The sequence below is a fragment of the Streptococcus panodentis genome (assembly GCF_017884005.1).
Lineage (GTDB): Bacteria > Bacillota > Bacilli > Lactobacillales > Streptococcaceae > Streptococcus > Streptococcus panodentis.
In genome coordinates this window covers 93,128-112,526 of the sequence record NZ_QFAY01000005.1, presented here as the reverse complement: position 1 = coordinate 112,526, position 19,399 = coordinate 93,128, and the positions used below count along the sequence as shown (strand labels likewise).

17 protein-coding genes are annotated in these 19,399 nt (G+C 47.9%); 8 read left to right on the top strand and 9 right to left on the bottom strand.

Features of this window, described 5'->3' with window-relative positions; translation table 11 throughout:
• Positions 1 to 74: 74 nt before the first annotated feature.
• Positions 75 to 431 (bottom strand): hypothetical protein, encoded by a 357-nt coding sequence (locus DHL47_RS03540; RefSeq protein WP_209550920.1) that lies wholly within the window; start codon positions 429 to 431, stop codon positions 75 to 77.
• 90 nt (positions 432 to 521) lie between these two features.
• Here DHL47_RS03540 and DHL47_RS03535 point away from each other — a divergent pair, with 90 nt between their 5' ends.
• Positions 522 to 734, top strand: coding sequence for a YdbC family protein (locus DHL47_RS03535; RefSeq protein ID WP_128835892.1), 213 nt, complete (start codon positions 522 to 524; stop codon positions 732 to 734).
• A gap of 406 nt (positions 735 to 1,140) precedes the next feature.
• On the opposite strand, the gene DHL47_RS03530 is transcribed toward DHL47_RS03535, so the two are convergent.
• The gene (locus DHL47_RS03530; RefSeq protein ID WP_209550919.1) at positions 1,141 to 1,680 is read right to left on the bottom strand and encodes a biotin transporter BioY; all 540 of its coding nucleotides are present in this window, start codon (positions 1,678 to 1,680) and stop codon (positions 1,141 to 1,143) included.
• 450 nt (positions 1,681 to 2,130) lie between these two features.
• Between DHL47_RS03530 and DHL47_RS03525 the strand changes: the two genes are divergently transcribed.
• Positions 2,131 to 3,273, top strand: a complete 1,143-nt coding sequence (locus tag DHL47_RS03525) for a 5-methyltetrahydropteroyltriglutamate--homocysteine S-methyltransferase (protein WP_128835897.1) — start codon at positions 2,131 to 2,133, stop codon at positions 3,271 to 3,273.
• A 20-nt stretch (positions 3,274 to 3,293) separates the two neighbouring features.
• Positions 3,294 to 4,025: a cyclase family protein gene (locus DHL47_RS03520; RefSeq protein WP_128835899.1), complete on the top strand. Its 732-nt coding sequence runs from the start codon at positions 3,294 to 3,296 to the stop codon at positions 4,023 to 4,025.
• A 620-nt stretch (positions 4,026 to 4,645) separates the two neighbouring features.
• On the opposite strand, the gene gorA is transcribed toward DHL47_RS03520, so the two are convergent.
• Complete coding sequence (gene gorA / locus DHL47_RS03515) at positions 4,646 to 5,995, bottom strand: glutathione-disulfide reductase (protein WP_209550918.1); 1,350 nt, start codon at positions 5,993 to 5,995, stop codon at positions 4,646 to 4,648.
• Positions 5,996 to 6,203: 208 nt separating this feature from the next.
• Between gorA and DHL47_RS03510 the strand changes: the two genes are divergently transcribed.
• The 3 genes from DHL47_RS03510 to DHL47_RS03500 are packed head-to-tail and all read left to right on the top strand — an operon-like array spanning position 6,204 to position 9,320.
• A complete protein-coding gene (locus DHL47_RS03510) occupies positions 6,204 to 7,370 on the top strand; it encodes an efflux RND transporter periplasmic adaptor subunit (RefSeq protein ID WP_209550917.1) in 1,167 nt (388 codons plus the stop codon).
• Positions 7,354 to 8,052: an ABC transporter ATP-binding protein gene (locus tag DHL47_RS03505; protein ID WP_128835907.1), complete on the top strand. Its 699-nt coding sequence runs from the start codon at positions 7,354 to 7,356 to the stop codon at positions 8,050 to 8,052. Before DHL47_RS03510 ends, DHL47_RS03505 begins: the two co-directional genes overlap by 17 nt.
• The gene (locus DHL47_RS03500) at positions 8,052 to 9,320 is read left to right on the top strand and encodes an ABC transporter permease (protein ID WP_209550916.1); all 1,269 of its coding nucleotides are present in this window, start codon (positions 8,052 to 8,054) and stop codon (positions 9,318 to 9,320) included. Before DHL47_RS03505 ends, DHL47_RS03500 begins: the two co-directional genes overlap by 1 nt.
• A 149-nt stretch (positions 9,321 to 9,469) precedes the next feature.
• Here DHL47_RS03500 and lysS read toward each other — a convergent pair whose 3' ends face one another.
• The 6 genes from lysS to DHL47_RS03470 all read right to left on the bottom strand — a co-directional run bounded on the left by lysS (position 9,470) and on the right by DHL47_RS03470 (position 15,094).
• Positions 9,470 to 10,960 (bottom strand): lysine--tRNA ligase, encoded by a 1,491-nt coding sequence (lysS, locus tag DHL47_RS03495; protein ID WP_209550915.1) that lies wholly within the window; start codon positions 10,958 to 10,960, stop codon positions 9,470 to 9,472.
• A 128-nt stretch (positions 10,961 to 11,088) separates the two neighbouring features.
• Positions 11,089 to 11,736: a histidine phosphatase family protein gene (locus DHL47_RS03490; protein WP_128835909.1), complete on the bottom strand. Its 648-nt coding sequence runs from the start codon at positions 11,734 to 11,736 to the stop codon at positions 11,089 to 11,091.
• A 60-nt stretch (positions 11,737 to 11,796) separates the two neighbouring features.
• Positions 11,797 to 12,297 carry an aminoacyl-tRNA deacylase gene (locus DHL47_RS03485; RefSeq protein ID WP_128835912.1) on the bottom strand — a complete coding sequence of 167 codons (501 nt, stop codon included), beginning with the start codon at positions 12,295 to 12,297 and terminating at the stop codon, positions 11,797 to 11,799.
• Positions 12,297 to 13,139, bottom strand: a complete 843-nt coding sequence (locus DHL47_RS03480; RefSeq protein ID WP_128836308.1) for a DUF368 domain-containing protein — start codon at positions 13,137 to 13,139, stop codon at positions 12,297 to 12,299. Before DHL47_RS03480 ends, DHL47_RS03485 begins: the two co-directional genes overlap by 1 nt.
• A gap of 491 nt (positions 13,140 to 13,630) precedes the next feature.
• Positions 13,631 to 14,485, bottom strand: a complete 855-nt coding sequence (locus tag DHL47_RS03475; RefSeq protein ID WP_128835914.1) for a glycoside hydrolase family 25 protein — start codon at positions 14,483 to 14,485, stop codon at positions 13,631 to 13,633.
• A 120-nt stretch (positions 14,486 to 14,605) separates the two neighbouring features.
• Positions 14,606 to 15,094 carry a glutathione peroxidase gene (locus DHL47_RS03470; protein ID WP_209550914.1) on the bottom strand — a complete coding sequence of 163 codons (489 nt, stop codon included), beginning with the start codon at positions 15,092 to 15,094 and terminating at the stop codon, positions 14,606 to 14,608.
• Between the two features lie 149 nt (positions 15,095 to 15,243).
• Between DHL47_RS03470 and ftsW the strand changes: the two genes are divergently transcribed.
• Both ftsW and ppc read left to right on the top strand, forming a co-directional pair.
• Positions 15,244 to 16,470: a cell division peptidoglycan polymerase FtsW gene (gene ftsW / locus DHL47_RS03465; protein ID WP_209550913.1), complete on the top strand. Its 1,227-nt coding sequence runs from the start codon at positions 15,244 to 15,246 to the stop codon at positions 16,468 to 16,470.
• Positions 16,471 to 16,506: 36 nt separating this feature from the next.
• Entirely contained in the window at positions 16,507 to 19,353 is a 2,847-nt protein-coding gene (gene ppc, locus DHL47_RS03460; RefSeq protein WP_209550912.1) for a phosphoenolpyruvate carboxylase, read from the top strand.
• Positions 19,354 to 19,399 lie beyond the last annotated feature (46 nt).

The following is a 19,399-nucleotide window of genomic DNA, read 5'->3' as shown; positions in this document are numbered from 1 at the left end:
ATTTTCATTGAGTATTAGACTGGATTTACGAAGAAGCAGAGAAAAAGAACTCCTCAGCGTTATGGGCTGAGGAGCTATCTTCTTATCTTGGGGCTGTTGAGGCGGATATCCTTTTTCTGAGCCTCGCGGATATTATTGGGGACCAGACTGATGCGCTTAATGTCCTGCACACGGATAATTGTGGTCATGCTTTTCTTGAAATTCTTGATAATGAGCTGCTGACGGTCGCGGTCATATTTGACAATATCGCCGGTAAAGCTTTTATCCAGAAAGATGACATGCACACCGGATTTTTTTCGCAGTGCCAGCTCAATGGTGCGCAGGATACGGCTGTTGTCCTCAAAATCCCTGTCCATTCTTTTGGAGTTGATAAATTCATTGGCTCTTTGTAAAATCATTTCGAGATATTTTTTCATAGCTAAAATCTCCATAACTTGATACAATCATTATATAATAAAATCTACAAAAAAGTAAAATCTTTTACGAATTATGTAGGTGGAAAGTAAAAAATGAGGTGAAACATGTCAGAATTTACATTTGAAATCGAAGAGAAGCTGCTGGTCCTGTCGGAAAATGACAAGGGCTGGACCAAGGAGCTCAACCGCGTCAGCTTTAACGGCGCACCAGCCAAGTATGATATCCGCACTTGGAGCCCAGACCATAGCAAGATGGGCAAGGGCATCACCCTGTCCAATGAAGAATTTGACACCTTGGTCAAAGCATTTAAAAACTGATAGATTCGATCTATCAGTTTGAGACTGAAGACAAAGTTATCCAAAGTCTTTCCTTAAGTGAGTGCGGACGGTAGCGACTTCCTTCGGAATTCCATACCTAAGATTTGAGTCTAAAGTCTCAAATCTTCCGAGCGCCTGAAACTAAAGAGTTTCAGGCGCTTTTCTCACAGCGGAAAGACTTGGTTGATCTTTGTTTTAATTATAGCAATGAGCTTTTTCTTAATTCTTTGTAAGAATTAAGAAAATTTTTACAAAGAAAATGGAATTTGTATACGTTCTGAAGAGTCTGTCCCACCGCCTTTTTTATATGGAATAGTTCATAAAGCTTTCTTTTGCCGGTCTGCCCTCTACGGACATCAGGAGCATTCACACCAGGCAGCCAGTCAAATAAGATGACTGCATCGGTTTATTTCCTTGAAAAATAAGGGTGAAAGCTGAGGCTTTTAAAAAGAGGGATGCTGATAAGAGTGATGGCCGCAATTTTCAAGAGATCAGGCAGGATGAAAGGAGTGACGCCGACGGAAAAGGCATAAGACCATTCAAAGCCTCCGAGCAAGTGCAGTCCCAGTACGCCGCCGACAAAGACCAGAGCATCGCCCAAGAGATTGGCTGCAAAGGTCACATAAAAAGGCCGGTCCTTATGAGTCAGGCTGGAAGTGACCAAGGCGAAGAGCAGGTAGGCCCAGAGGTAGCCTGCATTTGGACCCAGCAGAGCTTGAAAGCCGCCGCTTCCGCCTGCAAAAACCGGCAGACCCAAAGCTCCCAGCAGCAGATAAAGAGCGACAGACAAAACTGCTTCTCGGCTTTTGAAGACCGTGGCAAGCAGGCCGACAGCGAAAGTCTGCAGAGTGATTGGCACTGGGCCGATACTGAAGCTGAGCTGTGACAGAACAGCCAGCAGAGCCGCTCCGATGGCCGGAAGCACTAAGGAAAATGTCTTGTTCATAAAATAGTAAACCTCTATTGTTATTTATGGTAACTATTTTAAAAAGAAAATTCAAAAAAGTCAAGACCGGCTGCATCAGACTAGACAGTTTTTGCTTATTTTGTCCGCTTCTTGCTTCTAATCAGCAGGATGATAAAGGCGATAAGGCCAAAAATATTAAAGAAAAGAATGCCCGAAGCGGCCAGAACCTTTTTTGTCTTACTCATCAGAAGAAATCCTCATTTCTGCAGTCTTTTTTCTATCATATCAAAATTAATCAATCTTGAATAGTAAGAACCATCAAACCGTTGCTATAGTTATAAACTATAGATTTATCAATGAAATGAGATTAGCTGAAACTGCTCCAAATGATTGATAAGACAGGGCTTGGCTGATATAATGTTTTTTATCCGATAAGGGTTTCAAACCTTATAACCGGATTAAAGATATGATACAAAAGAGGTATATTTTATGACACAGACACATGCACCTTTCAGAGTGGACCATGTTGGTTCTTTTCTGCGCCCTCAGGAGTTGGCAGAAGCCCGTGAGGCCTATGCGGAGGGCAAACTTAGCCGTGAGGAGCTGACCGCAGCGGAGGACAAGGCTATTCGCGACTTGGTGGCCAAAGAAGTCAAAGCTGGGCTCAAAAGCGTGACAGATGGGGAATTCCGCCGGGCTTACTGGCATCTGGACTTTTTCTGGGGCTTCCAAGGCATTGACCATGTGCAGGCAGCAGAGGGCTATCACTTTCACGGAGAAACGACCAAGGCTGACTCGGCTCTCATTGCCGGCAAAATTTCCGGCCGGCAGCATCCTTTTGTGGAGCATTATAAATTTCTGCGGGATTTGGTGGCTGAACAGGACCAAGTAGAAGCGAAGTACACGATTCCTGCTCCGGCTCAGTTTTATTTTGAGCTTATACGCGATGCAGAGCATGTGGAAAAACTCAATCAGATTTATCCAGATTTTACTGAGCTTCGCCGGGACATCAAGGAAGCGTATCTCCAAGTCATTCAGGATTTGGTGGATGCGGGACTCAAGACCCTGCAGGCTGATGACTGTACTTGGGGAGTGCTGGTAGATGATCAGTTTCTGACTGCTTGGGGAGCAGCACAGGGGAAAAGCAAGGATCAGGTGCGGGATGAATTGGCCCAGCTTTTCCTGACCCTTAATAATGATGTCTACGAGAATATTCCGGCTGGTCTGACCCTCAATACCCATGTCTGCCGCGGCAATTATCATTCTACCTGGGCTTCGTCAGGCGGCTATGCTCCTATCGCAGAAGAGCTTTTTGAAAAAGAAGCGGTCAATGCCTATTTTCTGGAATTTGACACGGAGCGGGCCGGCGGCTTTGAGCCATTGGCCAAGGTCACACCGGGCAAAAAGGTCGTTCTGGGCCTCTTGACCTCCAAGAGCGGAGACCTAGAAGATAAGACAGAGGTGATTGCCCGCATCAAGGAGGCCAGTCAGTATGTGCCGCTGGAAAATCTCTATCTGTCTACTCAGTGCGGCTTTGCTTCCACAGAGGAAGGCAATATTCTGACTGAGGAAAATCAATGGGAAAAAATCGCTCTGATTTCAGAAATTGCTAAAGAAGTCTGGGGCGATTAGAAGAGGAGCAGGAGAAACAGATGACGGATTTACTGACATTATGCAAGGAGCTGAAAAGCAAAAAATGGGTTAATCTCTCTCATCAAATCAAAGAGGACAGCCCGCGTTTTCCGGCTTTGCCGGCCTTGGAGAAAAAAGATATTTTCACCTTGGCAGATGGTTTTCATGTCCAGCAGTTTTCTGTGGTTGGCCAGTACGGCACCCACATTGATGCTCCCATTCACTTTGTGGAAGGCGGCCGCTGGCTGGAGGAGCTGGATTTGAAGGATTTGCTGCTGCCTTTAGTAGTCATTGACAAGTCGCAGGAAGTGGCTGAAAATCCAGACTACATTCTGAGGAAGCAGGATATTGTGGATTTTGAAGCGGAGCACGGTGCTGTTCCTGAGGGAGCTTTCGTGGCCTTTCGCTCGGACTGGTCCAAGCGCTGGCCCAGTCAGGAGCAGATGCGCAATCTGGATGAGCAGGATATTCAGCATACCCCGGGCTGGGGACGTGATGCTCTGGAATTTCTGATCCATGAACGCGGCGTTAAGGCGGTCGGCCATGAAACCTTTGACACCGATGCCGGAGTTCCGGCGGCAGCATCTGGCCTGGTCAATGAATATTATCTTTTAGAGCAGGATATCTACCAAGTCGAAGTGCTGGCCAACCTAGACCAGCTGCCGGCAACCGGTGCTCTGATTTCCATTGCATTTCCAAATTGGGAGCAGGCGACAGGATCGCCGGTACGTGCTCTGGCAATTCTGCCTTAGCCAATCCATCAAAGAAACCACCCGTCTTTTCTGAAAATAGAAGAGGGTGGTTTTTGTCTGCTGTTATTGTTTTTTATGCTTTTACTCGTTGAACTTCTCTTCAAACCGCATCAGCCCCATCAGTCTGACTTCCTATTCTTTAGAAATATTTTAGAATTTCTTTAGAAATTCTTGATATTTTTGCTTTAGAATAATGAATAGAGATGTTTATAATCTGATAAAAATCTGAACATGTATTCTTAAAATATTATAGAAAAGGGGGTGGTGGAACCATTCGAAATGACTTGTGTTTTTATCGTCATTTAGTTTTTCTTTTATTCCGTCCCTAGCTCGCCTTGCTCCAACAGTCCAGAAGGACTGTCGGAGGCTGGAGATAAAGGCGGTGGGACAGACTCCCATGATGGCTGCGTCCTCACCCGCAGAGGGATGGATCTTTTGGAAGATATTGTATAAAAGTCCTTCAGCCTCACTGCTAAAAGCAAACGAAAAGACGATATCTTACAAAAATGTAAGATTCGTCGGCAAAATGAAAGGTTAGGTTATGGAATGGGCAGGATATTTATTATAAAATAGCAGCAGAAGTCAAAAAGAGGCTGGGATTCCAAACCTCTTCTGATTTTTTACCGCATGGTCACGAATTCTTCGGAACCAGTCGGGTGGATGGCAACCGTGGCGTCAAAGTCCGCCTTGGTGGCCCCCATTTTGATAGCAACGGCAAAGCCCTGGATCATTTCATCCACCCCGTAGCCAATACCGTGCAGGCCGACGACTTTCTCGTCGCTCCCTGCGGTGATGAGCTTGAACTTAGCTGATTGGCGGTGCTGGGTCACAGCCGAATACATGGAGGCAAAGCTGGAAGTGTAGACATGAATCTTGTCCGCACCATAAGCTTTTACCGCTTGTTCTTCGGTCAAACCGACCGTTCCGATAGCGGGATGGGAAAAGACAACTGTCGGGATGGTGCTGTAGTCCATCTTGGCATCTGACTTTCCGTTAAAGAGGCGTTCTGCCAAGGTCCGTCCGGCTTTAATGGCAACAGGAGTCAGCTCTTTTTCACCGGTGACATCGCCCAGAGCGTAGATGCCCGGGACAAAGGTATTTTGGTATTCGTCAACAGCGATGAAGCCGCGCTCATTCAAGGTCACACCGGCTGCTTCCAAGTTGAGTCCCGCAATATTAGGCTGGCGCCCGATCGCCCAGATGACGCGCTCAGCGGTGTGGCTGCTGCCGTCTTCAAAGTAAAGCTTGAGCTGGCCGTCTGCTAGTTTTTCCAGCTTTTGCGGGATTTTGTGGGTATGCAGGCTTGGACCGGACTTGGCCATTTCTTCGACCAAACCGTCAATCAGATAAGAATCAAAGTTGCGCAGGGGACGGTCGCGGCGGACAAAGAGGTCTGTCTGGACCCCCAGAGCATGGAGGACACCGGCCAGCTCAACGGCGATATAGCCGGCTCCGACAATTGCTACAGACTGAGGCAGCTTTTCCCAGGCAAAGACATCATCGGAATTTTCACCGAAACCGGCTCCTGGAATAGTGGGGATAACGGGGTGGGCTCCCGTTGCGATGACAATATGGCTGGCTCGGACCAACTCACCGTCAACCTCGACAGTGTTTGCATCAACAAAGCGGGCATAACCTTCAATCAGCTCTACTCCGTTGCGCTTAAAACTTCCGTCATAGGAAGAGCGGGCCCGGTCGATGTAGGCTTCGCGGTTTCTGCGCAGGGTGGCAAAGTCAAACTGCTGATTGTCTGATGTGAAGCCATAATCAGGTCCATAGTGTTGAATAGCTTCGGCAATCTGAGCTCCGTACCACATGATTTTCTTGGGCACACAGCCGACATTGACACAGGTACCGCCCAGCTTTTTGGCTTCAATGACAGCTGCTTTGGCACCGTACTCGCCAGCCCGGTTCATAGTGGCAATTCCGCCACTCCCCCCGCCGATCGCAATGATATCAAATTCTTTCATGGTCTTGGTAATCTCCTTCTTTTATATGAGGTAATTGTACCCTTTTTAGCAGGTGATTGCAAAAATCTGCTACGGATTGCCCGAAACCACCATTGAGGATGAGATAGCGACCATTTATGAAATCTGTGATATTTTTTACGAAAATTATGATAGGCTTATGATATAATAAAACAAAAGAAAATCGTTTTCATCAAGAGGAGGAAAAAAGATGAGAAAGTTAAAGAAGTGGCAATTATTTAGCATTATTGGAGCCAGCCTTGCGGTTGTAGTCGGTGCACTTTTCTTCATGTTTTTAAATGGAGGAAATTCCTCTGAAACAGCAGCAGAATCGAAACCATATGTTCAGCAGGCCAAGGAAGGCTCCATAGCCTCGTCTGTTTTGCTGACAGGAAATGTGACAGCCAATAATGAGCAGTACATTTACTATGACAGTACCAAAGGTGACTTGGACAGCGTTTTGGTCAATGTCGGCGACCAAGTAGCTGCAGGTCAGGCCTTGGTAACCTATAAGAGCGCAGAAGCTCAGGCTGCTTATGATGCGGCTGTCCGCGCTGTCAATAAGGCCGACCGTCAGCTCCATGATTTAGAGACGAATGGTGTGACTGTCAATACGACTGGCGATGAAGAGACGGACGGCCAATCAGTGGCCCAGGCTCAGCGTTCTGCTGACTCACAGGCTGCTGATCTCCGCGACGCCCGGGCTGATGCCGTTGACAATATGAACAAGGCACAGGCTGCGCTGAACGCTCTGACGGTTACCAGTACAGCCGACGGCACCGTAGTAGAAGTCAACCGCGATGTTTCCAAATCAACAACCGGCACCACTCAGACCTTGGTCCATGTCGTCAGCAATGGCAATCTGCAGGTCAAAGGGGAGCTGTCAGAGTACAATCTGGCCAACCTGTCTGTCGGTCAGGAGGTCACGATTACCTCAAAGGTTTATCCGGATAAGAAATGGACCGGCAAAATCAGTTATATTTCCAACTATCCCAAAGACGGCCAGCAGGCAACAGCCGCTCCGGCGGCAGGCAGCAGCGGAACGGGAACAGCTTCTTCCTCCAAATATCCCTACACAGTGGATATTACCAGTGAAATCGGCGAGCTCAAGCAAGGCTTTTCTGTCAATCTGGAAGTGAAAAACAATACGCAGGGAATTTTGGTGCCAGCCAGCAGCGTGGTAGCAGATGGAGACAAAAACTATGTCTGGACTCTGGAAAAAGGGATTGCCAAGAAAGTAGAGGTAACCCTTGGAAATGCTGATGCTGAAAATCAAGAAATCTCATCCGGTCTGACAAAAGACAGCAAAGTAATCACCAATCCGACAGATAGCCTGAAAGACGGTCAAGAGGTGAAATCCTATGAAGAAGCTAATTGAGTTAAAAGACATCAACAAAAGCTATCGAAATGGTGATCAGGAGCTTCAGGTTCTGAAAAATATCCATTTGGAAGTGGAAGAAGGAGAATTTGTCGCCATTATGGGGCCGTCCGGATCGGGAAAATCCACTCTGATGAACATTATCGGTATGCTGGATCGGCCGACGACTGGTGAGTATCATCTGGGCAGCGAAGAAGTTGCCAAGTTGGGTGATAAAAAACTGGCCAAGGTCCGCAATCAGCAAATCGGTTTCGTCTTCCAGCAGTTCTTTCTGCTGTCTAAGCTCAATGCCCTGCAGAATGTCGAGCTGCCGCTCATCTATGCCGGAGTCAGCCAATCCAAACGCAAGGCTTTGGCTGAGCAGTTTCTGACCAAGGTCGAGCTGGACACACGGATGCACCATCTGCCCTCGGAATTATCCGGCGGTCAAAAACAGCGGGTCGCCATTGCGCGTGCCTTGGTTAACAGCCCTTCTATCATTTTAGCAGATGAGCCGACTGGAGCCCTGGATACCAAGACCGGCGAGCAGATCATGGAACTCTTGACCGAGCTGAATAAAGAGGGCAAGACCATTATCATGGTCACCCACGAGCCGGAGATTGCGGCTTATGCCAAGCGGCAGATTATCATCCGGGACGGTGTCATCTCATCGGACAGCGCTAAGGAAGGAGGGCAGGTCTAATGCAAAACTGGAAATTTGCCATCAGTTCCATTCTTGGCCACAAGATGCGGTCTTTCCTGACCATGATTGGCATTATCATCGGAGTGGCCTCGGTTGTCGTGATTATGGCCTTGGGAGACTCTATCACTCGGCGGGTCAATGAGAGCTTTACCAAGAATCAGAAAAATATGCGTCTGGTCTTTTCTCCGAAAAAGAGCAAGGATGGCTCCTATACCCAGACTGCTGATCTATATGCCGTTGACTTGGGCGAAGAAAGCGATGAAGCAACTGTAGAGCCGCCTAAGGTTCAGGAAGCCTGGATTAAGGAATTGGCTGAAATTCCGGGTGTAGATGGTTATTATGTCAATAATTCTGCCATGGAAACCTTTACTTATGAGTCCAAAAAGGCTGAGCGGGTCAACTTCATCGGCGCCAATCTGACCTACATTCAGGTGCAGAACTACAAAATCATTGCCGGCCGCTCTCTGATACCGCAGGATTATCAAGGTTTTGCCAGTGTCGTTCTCTTAGATGAGGGCTTGGCCAACAATCTATTTTCCTCCCCTGAAGAAGCACTTAACAAAGTTGTCATGGTAGGAGATTACAACTACCGTGTCATTGGTGTCTATAAGAATCCGGACAATTCAGCCGGCAGCATGGCGCAGGTCTACGGAGGAAATGCCATTACCACCAATACCCTGCTGGCAGCCAACTTTGGCTTAGATGAAATTACCGATATTACCGTCCGGGTCAACAATACCTCTTTGGTGCCCGAGCTGGGCCCTAAGGTTGCTAAGAAACTGACAGAGCTGGCCTCTCCTCAGCAGGGAGAATACCAAGTGACGGATGACAGTGCTATTTATCAGGAAGTGCAGAACATCTATGGTGCCATGACCGGCGTTATCGGGGCTATTGCAGGAATTTCGCTCTTTGTCGGCGGTATCGGTGTCATGAATATCATGCTGGTGTCTGTCACTGAGCGGACGCGGGAAATCGGCCTGCGCAAAGCTCTAGGGGCGACACGCGGCAATATTCTGATGCAATTCTTGATCGAGTCTATGATTTTAACCTTGATTGGAGGTTTGATTGGACTGATCCTTGCTGCAGGCCTCGCCTCTCTACTGGGCTCCGCTATGAGTCAAATGCTGGAAGGAACACCGGTGACGGTCTCCCTGACAGTCAGCATCGTCAGCCTTCTCTTTTCAGCCAGCATTGGTATTGTCTTTGGCATCCTGCCGGCCAACAAAGCCTCCAAGCTGGATCCGATTGAAGCGCTGAGGTATGAATAATAGCAGCAAAAAGTCTGGGAGACCAGGCTTTTTTGTATTTGATGGTGCGCCATCTATCCACCAGTCATCAATATTTTTCCAGCATTTCCAAAAAAATACCGCCGGATTTCCAGCGGTATGTATCTTCTTCTATTTGTCTAGGTTGTGATTTACTTCATGGTCGGGAAGAGCAGGACGTCGCGAATGGTGGTGACATCGGTCAGCAGCATGACCAAACGGTCAATGCCGATGCCCAGTCCGCCGGTTGGCGGCATGCCGTATTCCAGCGCTTCGATATAGTCGTAGTCAATGCCGGTGGCTTCGTCGTCACCCAGATCCTTGGCTTTTGCCTGAGCTTCAAAACGGCTCAGCTGATCGATGGGGTCATTGAGCTCGGTGAAGGCATTGGCATATTCCTTGCTCATGATAAAGAGCTCGAAGCGGTCGGTGAAGCGAGGGTCTTCTGGATTTTTCTTAGCCAGCGGAGACACAGCGACAGGATGACCGTAGACGAAGGTAGGCTGAATCAGGGTCTCCTCGACAAATTCTTCAAAGAAAGCATTGATGATATGGCCCACTTCAGTGAAGTGTTTTTCCAGCGGTACATGCTTTTCCTTGGCGAAAGCAGCAGCTTCCTCAAAGCTCATGTCCTGCCAGAAGTCAATGCCCGTGATTTCCTTGATGGCATCCACCATGTGAACACGCTTGAAAGGCTCATTGATTTTGATGTCAGTACCTTGGTAGTTGACAGGGCCGTCTCCATTGACAGCGATAGCCGCATGCTGGATGATGCCCTCGGTCAGGTCCATGATATCCTGGAAGTCCACATAGGCTTGGTAAACCTCAATCGTAGTGAATTCCGGATTATGGGTGGCGTCCATTCCTTCATTGCGGAAGATACGGCCGATTTCATAGACCCGCTCCATACCGCCGACAATCAGGCGCTTGAGGTGGAGCTCAGTCGCAATGCGCAGCACCATGTCCATGTTTTGGGCATTGTGGTGGGTGATGAAAGGGCGGGCTGCTGCACCGCCGGCTTCATTGTGAAGGACAGGCGTTTCCACTTCCAGAAAGCCCTGACCGTCCAGATAGCGGCGGATTTCAGAGATGATGTTTGAGCGGGTAATGAAACGCTCAAAGCTCTCGCGGTTGGAAATCAAATCCAGATAGCGTTTGCGGTAAATAGTCTCCACATCCGTCAGACCATGGAATTTCTCAGGCAGCGGCCGCAAAGCCTTGGATAAATGCGTGATGTGGGTTGCCTTGATGGACAGCTCCCCCATATCCGTCCGCATCACTTCGCCTTCTACACCGAGAAAGTCGCCTAAATCAGCCTTTTTGAAGATCTCGTAATTTTCCTCTCCGACAGCATCTTTGCGGACATAGATTTGAATCTGGCCTTCCCGATCCTGGATGTGGGCAAAGCCAACCTTGCCCTTGCCGCGCTTGGTCATGAGCCGGCCGGCGATAGTAGCGGTTTGCGCTAAATCGTGCAGTTCTTCCTTGCTTTTATCGCTGTATTTTTCTTTTAGCTGTGCGGAATCTGCAGTGCGCTCAAAGCGTTTGCCGAAAGGATCAATTCCCTGTTCAGCCAGCGCAGCCATTTTTTCCCGGCGGATCAGCTGCTGGTCATTTAATTCTTCCATATGTTCGGTGGTCATTTTTTCCTCCTAAAGGTTATAATTCTCAAATGATAGAACTCTCATAGTTTGAGTATAAATCGCCTTACTATTCTATCATAAAAAGTGTGGAAATTCACCTATATTTGGTCAGAAAATAAGAAAAACTGCTATTTTCGGGAAATGGCAGTTTCATCCTCATACAGGTAATCCAAATTATTCCAGGTGAGCAGCTGGAAACTGTCGAAATCTTCCGTTTCCAAAATGGTCACGCTGGCATTGGCCAGGCCGCCTTTCTTGCGCAGCAGAGGAGTGGCATATCCCAGCAGGGTCCGGATACTGGCTGTCAGATTGGCACCGTGGCCGACAAAAAGCAGCCTCCTGCAGTCCTCATCTTTGAGACTCTTGATAAAAGAGGTGGTCCGGTGGGTGGTCTGGTAGACCGATTCTGCTTCAAACATGCTGTGATCAAATTTTGCCAGATTGTGACGGAAAGCCGTCATTTGGTGAGGATAGATGGCCTCAATGGTCGCAATTTTGGCCCCTTCCAGCTTGCCCAGCCGCCATTCTCTCAGTGCTGCCGTCTGGATAATTTCTGCGGGGAAGCAGCTTTCTTCCTGCAGGATCTGGGCGGAGCGGACGGCCCGCGGTAAATCGCTGGTGTAAATCCTATCAAAGCGGGTGCGGGCCAGGTGCCTGCCCAGCAGGTGCAGCTCTTCGATAGCCGCAGGAAGCAGGGGTGAATCGCCTCCGGCTCCCTGAAAACGTCCTTCCACATTCCATTCCGTTTTGCCGTGTCGGATAAAATAGAGTTTCATTGTTAATCCTTGCCTCTTTCTTCTCTTCTAAGTCCATTATAAACGGAAAAGCCCCAATCTTCAATAGGAAATCGGGCTTTCTTGTCTTTCTTCTTTTAAATCAGCAAAGCTGGCCTGTACAAAATCGGCCAGTTCCTGAGCCTGAATGGCAATGCTGCGGCCGACTTCGCCGGCAGAGACAATAATCCTGTCCTCAGTCAAAGCCTGCTGGTCAATGTAGATAGGAAAGCTGTGCTTTTGCCGGATTCCCACTGGGTTGTTGGCTCCGTGAATGTAACCGGTCGTCTTTTCCAAGTCCTTCTGCGGAATCATGCTGACCTTTTTATTGCCGGAAATTTTCGCCAGTTTCTTTTCAGAAAGGTGTTCTGTAATGGGCAGGATGCCAATGACTGTCCCGGTTTTGTCACCTTTCAGGGCCAGTGTTTTATATATTTTTGAGCGGTTGCAGGCTGGCAGCTCCTGATCCTCTAAGGCATTGAGCTGCAGGCCCTGATGCGGAATCTCAGCCTTGGTCAGAATCTGCTCAACCAAGGTCTTTTTCATTTTTGTTTTTTTAGCCATTATTTGTACTGATCTTCTAACTGCGACATCCACAGTCCCAGCCAAGTTCCCAGTCCGAAGAAAAAGACAGCGAGAACGAAGGTAAAGACGGAGATACCGCTGTAATGGATGCTTTCACTGTTGCCAGTCTGAGGGATGACGATTAAAAGCGTGCTGGACAGGACAATACCGATAATAAAGTGATAGACACGGGAATGGTAGCGATTCAGAATATAATCCATCGCCTTGGAAAAGAGAACCAGAGCCAGCGCTCCGCCAATGGCAATCGGCAGGAAAGTCCCCAAGAGGTCCAGATGCTTGAAGCCAATCAGCATAGGACTGTAAAGACCTAAAATCAGGAGCAGATTGGAGGGACTGAGTCCGGGGACGAGTATGCCCAGAGCGATTAAGGCGCCGGCCAGAATGAAAGAAAGGAAATTGGCGGGAAGGGTTCCTGTGATTCCATTTAGGGAATAAAGAAAGACTCCCGAGAGGATGAAAGTCAGCCAGAAGACGGCTATGTCCACGCGGTCGCGCTCGCTTTTCTGGACAGACTCCCGAATCAGGCTGGGAATGGTTCCGATAATGGCGCCGGCAAAGCCCCAAAGGACAATGACCTTATAATGCCGCAGCAAAAATTCGACTGGCAGGGAAAAAGCCGCAATCCCTGCAACCATACCAATGCCCACCGGCAAAAAATAGAGGACATTTTTTTTAAAATCTTCCTTGATATGAGCCAGAAAATGAATCAGCCGCTCATAAATACCCAAAATAGCAGCCAGAACACCGCCTGAAACTCCTGGTAAAATAAAGCCCAGAGCAATCACCATGCCTTTAAATACTCTTGCAAACCAAGAAACCATAATTTCTCCCTTTTTTATCATTTCATATTTTCTACTTAAAGAACCCTCATTTTTGACAGGCAGCCTTCAACAGCCCAATCCGGCAGATCTGATTCCAGAGCGGGGCAGGCTGGGGAAGGTGCTTCAGCCTGCAGCCAGAAACAAGAGAGGGAGTCGGGCAGGCAGCAGGACAGACTCCCCGCTGCTGCATCCTGTACACCAAAAGCAATCACGATAGGAAGATAGCTGCTTCTGTCCCAGTCTCGTAAGTCCCTGAGACGATTTATCGGCCATTGGTGTTCCGCTGAACCCTTGTTTGCTGTTGATTTTTATCGGGAAGTCTAAAATAGTTTGAGAATCAGAAGGATGATTTCATTAAGTAGTAATTAAATTATTATACCATAAAGTCTACTGATAGCGACAGTCTTTTTTGGGAAAATAAGTGAAAAGTAAAGGATTTGCAACAAAAAAGCGGCAGTGGCATTTCAGGTGCCTGCTGTCGCTTTATTCGTTTATTCCTCGGCCTTAGGTACGGAGAATAATTTTTGATAGGTTGCCAGGCTGTCTTTTAAGGTAGACAGCTGGTTCAAATCCAGATAATGTGAAAAACCAGTCAGCTGTCCCTGAGAGGTGTATTGGTGCAGATCGTAATCCTGATCGGTACTTGGAGCGGCATTGTAATAGCCGTTGTCATTGCCGTAGGTCGGAATCCAGATGGCTGTAAACTTGTCAGTAGAAATACTGTGTTCTTCCATAAAGTAGGTTCCGATATAGATTCCGATATTGCTGACACCTAGGGATGCGAGTTTGGCCCGAAAGGCTTCGACTCCTGCATTCATATCAGACATGGTCTTTTCTTCAACATCAAGCCAATAGTAGGTTGGATTGTATTTTGAAGCAGCCTTGTAGAAACTTTCCGCCTCTTTTTCCATTTCTTTCTTGCTGTTGGCAGCCACATAGGCATAAACAGCCACCGGGATATTGCGCTTCTGAAACTCCTTGATATGCGTCTCGTAGGCCTTGTCAAGTCCGTTCAAATGAGTAGCGGCATTCTCTTTTTTGGCCTGAGCGCCGCTGTGGACACGGACGATAACTCCTGAGATATTTTGTGATAATACATCATAATTTATCTCACTGGGCAGCTGCCAGCCAGAAATATCAATAATCGGTCTGGAAATGAATTCTTCATCTAACTCCAAATCCTGAGTTCCTTCCTTTGAGGAACTGGACGATGTTGTCTTAGGGTCTGAATTTTGTGCTTGTACTTGCCGCTCCTGAGAGTCTGTTAACTGCTTGCTAATTAAAATAAATGCAATAAAACAGCTAAAAAATATCAGGACTGCAAGCGGTTTAATCCTTTTCCTCATACTGATTCATTTTAACTTAAAATAAATAAAAAAGCAAAAAATATCTCTAATTTTGCATGAAAATAGATAAAATGTAATACAACTGAAATATAAGAAAAGCAGGAGACCTATTTTGAAAGCTCAAAGTTTTTTGTTCAGCAGTTTTTGGATTGTTTCTTCCATGGTCCGGGGAGAGGTTTGGGGAGAGAAGCGCTGTTCGACCTGTCCGTCCCGGCCGACCAAAAACTTTGTGAAATTCCATTTAATGTCCCGGCTCAACAGCCCGCCTTTTTCCTTTTTCAGCCACTGAAAGAGCGGAGCTGCCTTGGGGCCGTTGACTTTGACCTTGGCAAAACGGGGAAAGCTGGTGCCGTAGGTAAGGCTGCAGAAGCTGTTGATGTCGTCAGCATTTCCTGGTGCCTGCTGGGCAAATTGGTTGCAAGGGAAGTCCAGAATATCAAGCCCGGCTTCGTGGTAGCGCTCATAGAGCTCCTGCAGTTCCTGATACTGCGGAGTCAGTCCGCAGCCGGTCGCTGTATTGACAATCAGCAGTACCCGGCCCTGATAGTCTGCCAGTGTCTGCTCGCTGCCGTCCTGTTTCCTGACAGGGAGTTGGTAAATCGTTGTCATCCTAACCTCCTTCTATATCTTCTCTATCCTATCATATTTTATTTGAGATTTCATGCCAAAAGTTGCCTTCCGGCTCCTGCTAATGCTTTTTTTTCAGGCCAAAAGGTGGTATAATGAGAGTTGAATTTTTAGAAGTTTGATGGTGAAGTATGAAAATTGATAAGAAGCACTTGCTGAATTATTCCATCTTGATTCCTTACATGATTCTTTCTGTTTTGGGGCTGATAGTGGTTTATTCGACGACAAGTCCAACCTCGATTCAAGCTGGGGGAAATGGTTTCGGGATGGTCTTGAACCAGGGAATTTTCTGGATAGCGAGTTTATGTGCGATTGCACTCCTGTACAGGATGCGCTTGGATTTCTTAAAAAAAGGGAGCTTTATCACTCTGATTATTTTTATCGAAATCATTCTCCTGCTCCTGTCCCGATTTGTATCAGGGACCATCAACGGGGCTCACGGCTGGCTGAGAATCGGAGCGTTCAGTGTGCAGCCGGCGGAGTATCTGAAGATTATCCTTGTCTGGTTCTTGGCCTATCGTTTTTCCAGAAAGCAGGAGGAGATTGGCATTTATGATTACCAGGCCCTGACCCTCAACCGCTGGATCCCGCGGGCCTTTAATGACTGGCGGGTCATTGTAGCTTTGCTGATAGGGATTGTCGCGATCATGCCTGACTTGGGCAATGCGACCATTCTGATGCTGACTGTTGTCATTATGATAGCTGTCAGCGGGATCGGCTACCGCTGGTTTTCTACCATGCTGGGCTCGATTGTCGGGGTTTCCACGATCATCTTAGCCAGTATCTGGCTGATTGGAGTGGAGCGGGTCGCTAAGATTCCTGTTTTCGGCTATGTGGCCAAGCGGTTCAGTGCCTTTTTTAATCCCTTCAAAGACCTGTCAGGTTCGGGGCACCAGCTGGCCAATTCCTACTATGCTATGAGCAACGGTGGCTGGTTTGGTCTGGGGCTGGGAAATTCCATTGAAAAGCGCGGCTATCTGCCGGAGGCTCATACAGACTTTGTTTTTTCCATTGTCATTGAAGAGTTTGGTTTTTTCGGAGCCAGTCTGATTTTGGCCTTGCTTTTCTTTCTCATTCTGCGGATTATCTTGGTCGGGATTCGGGCCAAGGATCCCTTTAACTCCATGATGGCTCTGGGCATCGGAGGTATGATGCTCATGCAGACCTTCATCAATATCGGCGGCATTTCCGGCCTTATTCCTTCAACAGGAGTGACCTTCCCTTTCCTATCACAGGGAGGAAACAGCCTCTTGGTCCTGTCAGTGGCCATAGCTTTTGTGCTGAATATCGATGCCAATGAGCGCAGAGATGCTCTTTATGAGCAGCTGCGGGCTGAGAAGGAGCAGGAAGAAAACTAGTGTGAATAGTCTATGTAAAAATTGAAAGGTGAAAACATGTCCTTTAAGAAACTAGAAAGCTACAGCAATAAAGAAGTCATCCGCGAAGAAGTTGCTATTTTGACGGATTTGCTCTCTGATATTACGCGCAACATTCTCAGTCCAGAAACCTTTGAAAAAATTTCTGTCATGGAAGAGCTGGCAATGGCTTCTAACTATCAGGAACTAAAAGCCATTGTAGAAGAGCTGACCACTGACGAAATGGTTTATATTTCCCGCTATTTCTCCATTCTGCCGCTTTTGATTAACATTTCCGAAGATGTCGACTTAGCTTATGAAATCAATCATCAGAATAATATCAACCGCGATTATCTGGGGAAGCTGTCCACGACCATTGATTTGATTTCCACTCGGGACAATGCTCAGGACATTCTGGAACACCTCAATGTTGTGCCGGTTCTGACAGCTCATCCGACTCAGGTACAGCGCAAGACCATGCTGGATCTGACCAATCATATCCACAGCCTGCTGCGCCAGCACCGCGATGTCAAAGCGGGTCTGGTCAATGAAAAGAAATGGCTGGCCAATCTGCGCCGCTATATTGAGCTCATGATGCAGACGGACATGATTCGGGAGAAGAAGCTGAAAGTGACCAATGAGATTACCAATGTCATGGAATACTATAACAGCTCCTTCCTGCAGGCTATCACCAACTTTATGGTAGAGTACAGGCGGCTGGCTGAAGAGAAGGGGATTCAGCTGGAAAATCCCAAGCCCATTACCATGGGAATGTGGATCGGCGGCGATCGCGACGGCAATCCTTTTGTAACGGCTGAAACCCTGAAATTATCGGCTACCGTGCAGAGTGAGGTCATTCTCAACTATTATATCGACAAGGTTTACACCCTCTACCGCACCTTTTCCCTGTCGACCAATCTGTCAGAAACCAGTCAGGCAGTAGCTGAGCTGGCGGCTCGGTCCAGCGATACATCTGTTTACCGTGAAAATGAACCCTACCGCCGTGCCTTTCATTATATCCAGTCCAAGCTGATTCAGACTCTGCTCTATCTGAAAGAAGGCGACTTTTCCGGCAGCGGCCGCCATAAGGCAGGCGGACCGGGGGCAGATCGGGACAGCCAGAACAGTCTTGCCGTCAGCAATAAGGGCAAGGAGATCATTCCCAACTATATCCAGTCCCGCATCAATGAAACCCTGACAGAGCTGAAGAAGGAGGACACTCCTTCTTATAAGACGGCTCAGGAGTTCAAAGACGATCTGCTGATTATTCGCGATTCCTTGATTGAGCACCACGGGGAAGCTTTGGTCACGGGTGATTTGACGGAGCTGCTGCAGGCTGTGGATATTTTTGGTTTCTATCTGGCCAGCATTGATATGCGGCAGGATTCCAGTGTCCACGAAGCCTGTGTGGCTGAACTTCTGGCCTCAGCCAACATTGTGAAAGATTACAGCAGCCTGCCTGAAGAGGAAAAATGCCAGATTCTGCTCCAGCAGCTGCTGGAGGATCCTAGGATTCTGTCTGCAACCCATGTTCCGAAATCGGATCTGCTGCAGAAAGAGCTGGAAATTTTCAGGACAGCCCGTCAGCTTAAGGATGCGATTGGTGAAGAAGTGATTAAGCAAAATATCATCTCACATTCAACCAGTGTATCGGATTTATTGGAGCTGGCCATTCTGCTCAAGGAAGTGGGCTTGATTGATGAAAATGGTGCCCGTGTGCAGATTGTACCACTTTTTGAAACCATTGAGGATTTGGATAATTCCTGTGATACCATGGAGAAATACCTGTCTCTTCCTATCGCTCAGAAGTGGATTGCATCCAAGGACAACTATCAGGAAATCATGCTGGGCTATTCAGACAGCAACAAGGACGGCGGCTACCTGTCATCCTGCTGGACTCTTTACAAGGCCCAGCAGCAGCTGACCGCTATTGGAGACAAGTTTGGGGTTAAGATTACCTTCTTCCACGGCCGTGGGGGAACCGTGGGCCGCGGCGGCGGTCCGACTTATGAGGCTATCACTTCTCAGCCTCTGCGCAGTATCAATGACCGCATCCGCCTGACTGAGCAGGGCGAAGTCATCGGCAACAAATACGGCAATAAAGATGCTGCTTACTACAATCTGGAAATGCTGGTATCGGCCGCCATCAACCGGATGGTGACGCATAAGAAGAGCGATACTCATACTTCCAATGAATACGAGCGCATCATGGACCAAGTGGTCGGCCGCAGCTACCAAATCTACCGCGATCTGGTCTTTGGCGACGAGCGCTTCTATGATTATTTCTTTGAATCCAGTCCAATCAAGGCTATTTCCAGCTTTAATATCGGCTCCCGTCCGGCAGCCCGCAAGACCATCACCGAAATAGGCGGTCTCCGGGCCATTCCTTGGGTCTTCTCCTGGTCTCAGAGCCGGGTCATGTTTCCAGGCTGGTACGGTGTCGGCTCTAGCTTCAAGGAGTTTATTGACGAGGATCCAGAAAAGAATCTGGCCTTCCTCCAGTTTATGTATAAGCGCTGGCCTTTCTTCCAGTCTCTCCTGTCCAATGTCGATATGGTCCTTTCTAAGTCCAATATGAACATCGCCTTTGAGTATGCCCAGCTCTGTGAGGAGCAGGAAGTTCAGGATATTTTCACTATCATCCTGGATGAATGGCAGCTGACTAAAAATGTGATTTTGGAGATTGAGGGCCATGAGGAACTGCTGGCAGAAAATACCTATCTCAAGGACAGTCTGGACTACCGCATGCCTTACTTTAATGTTCTCAACTATATCCAGCTGGAGCTGATCAAGCGCCAGCGCCGCGGCGAACTCTCACCAGAGCAGGAAAGACTGATTCATATCACCATCAACGGAATCGCCACCGGACTTCGGAACTCTGGCTGATGGAAACCCAGAAATAGCTGTAAAAAAATCGGGTTCTTCCCGGTTT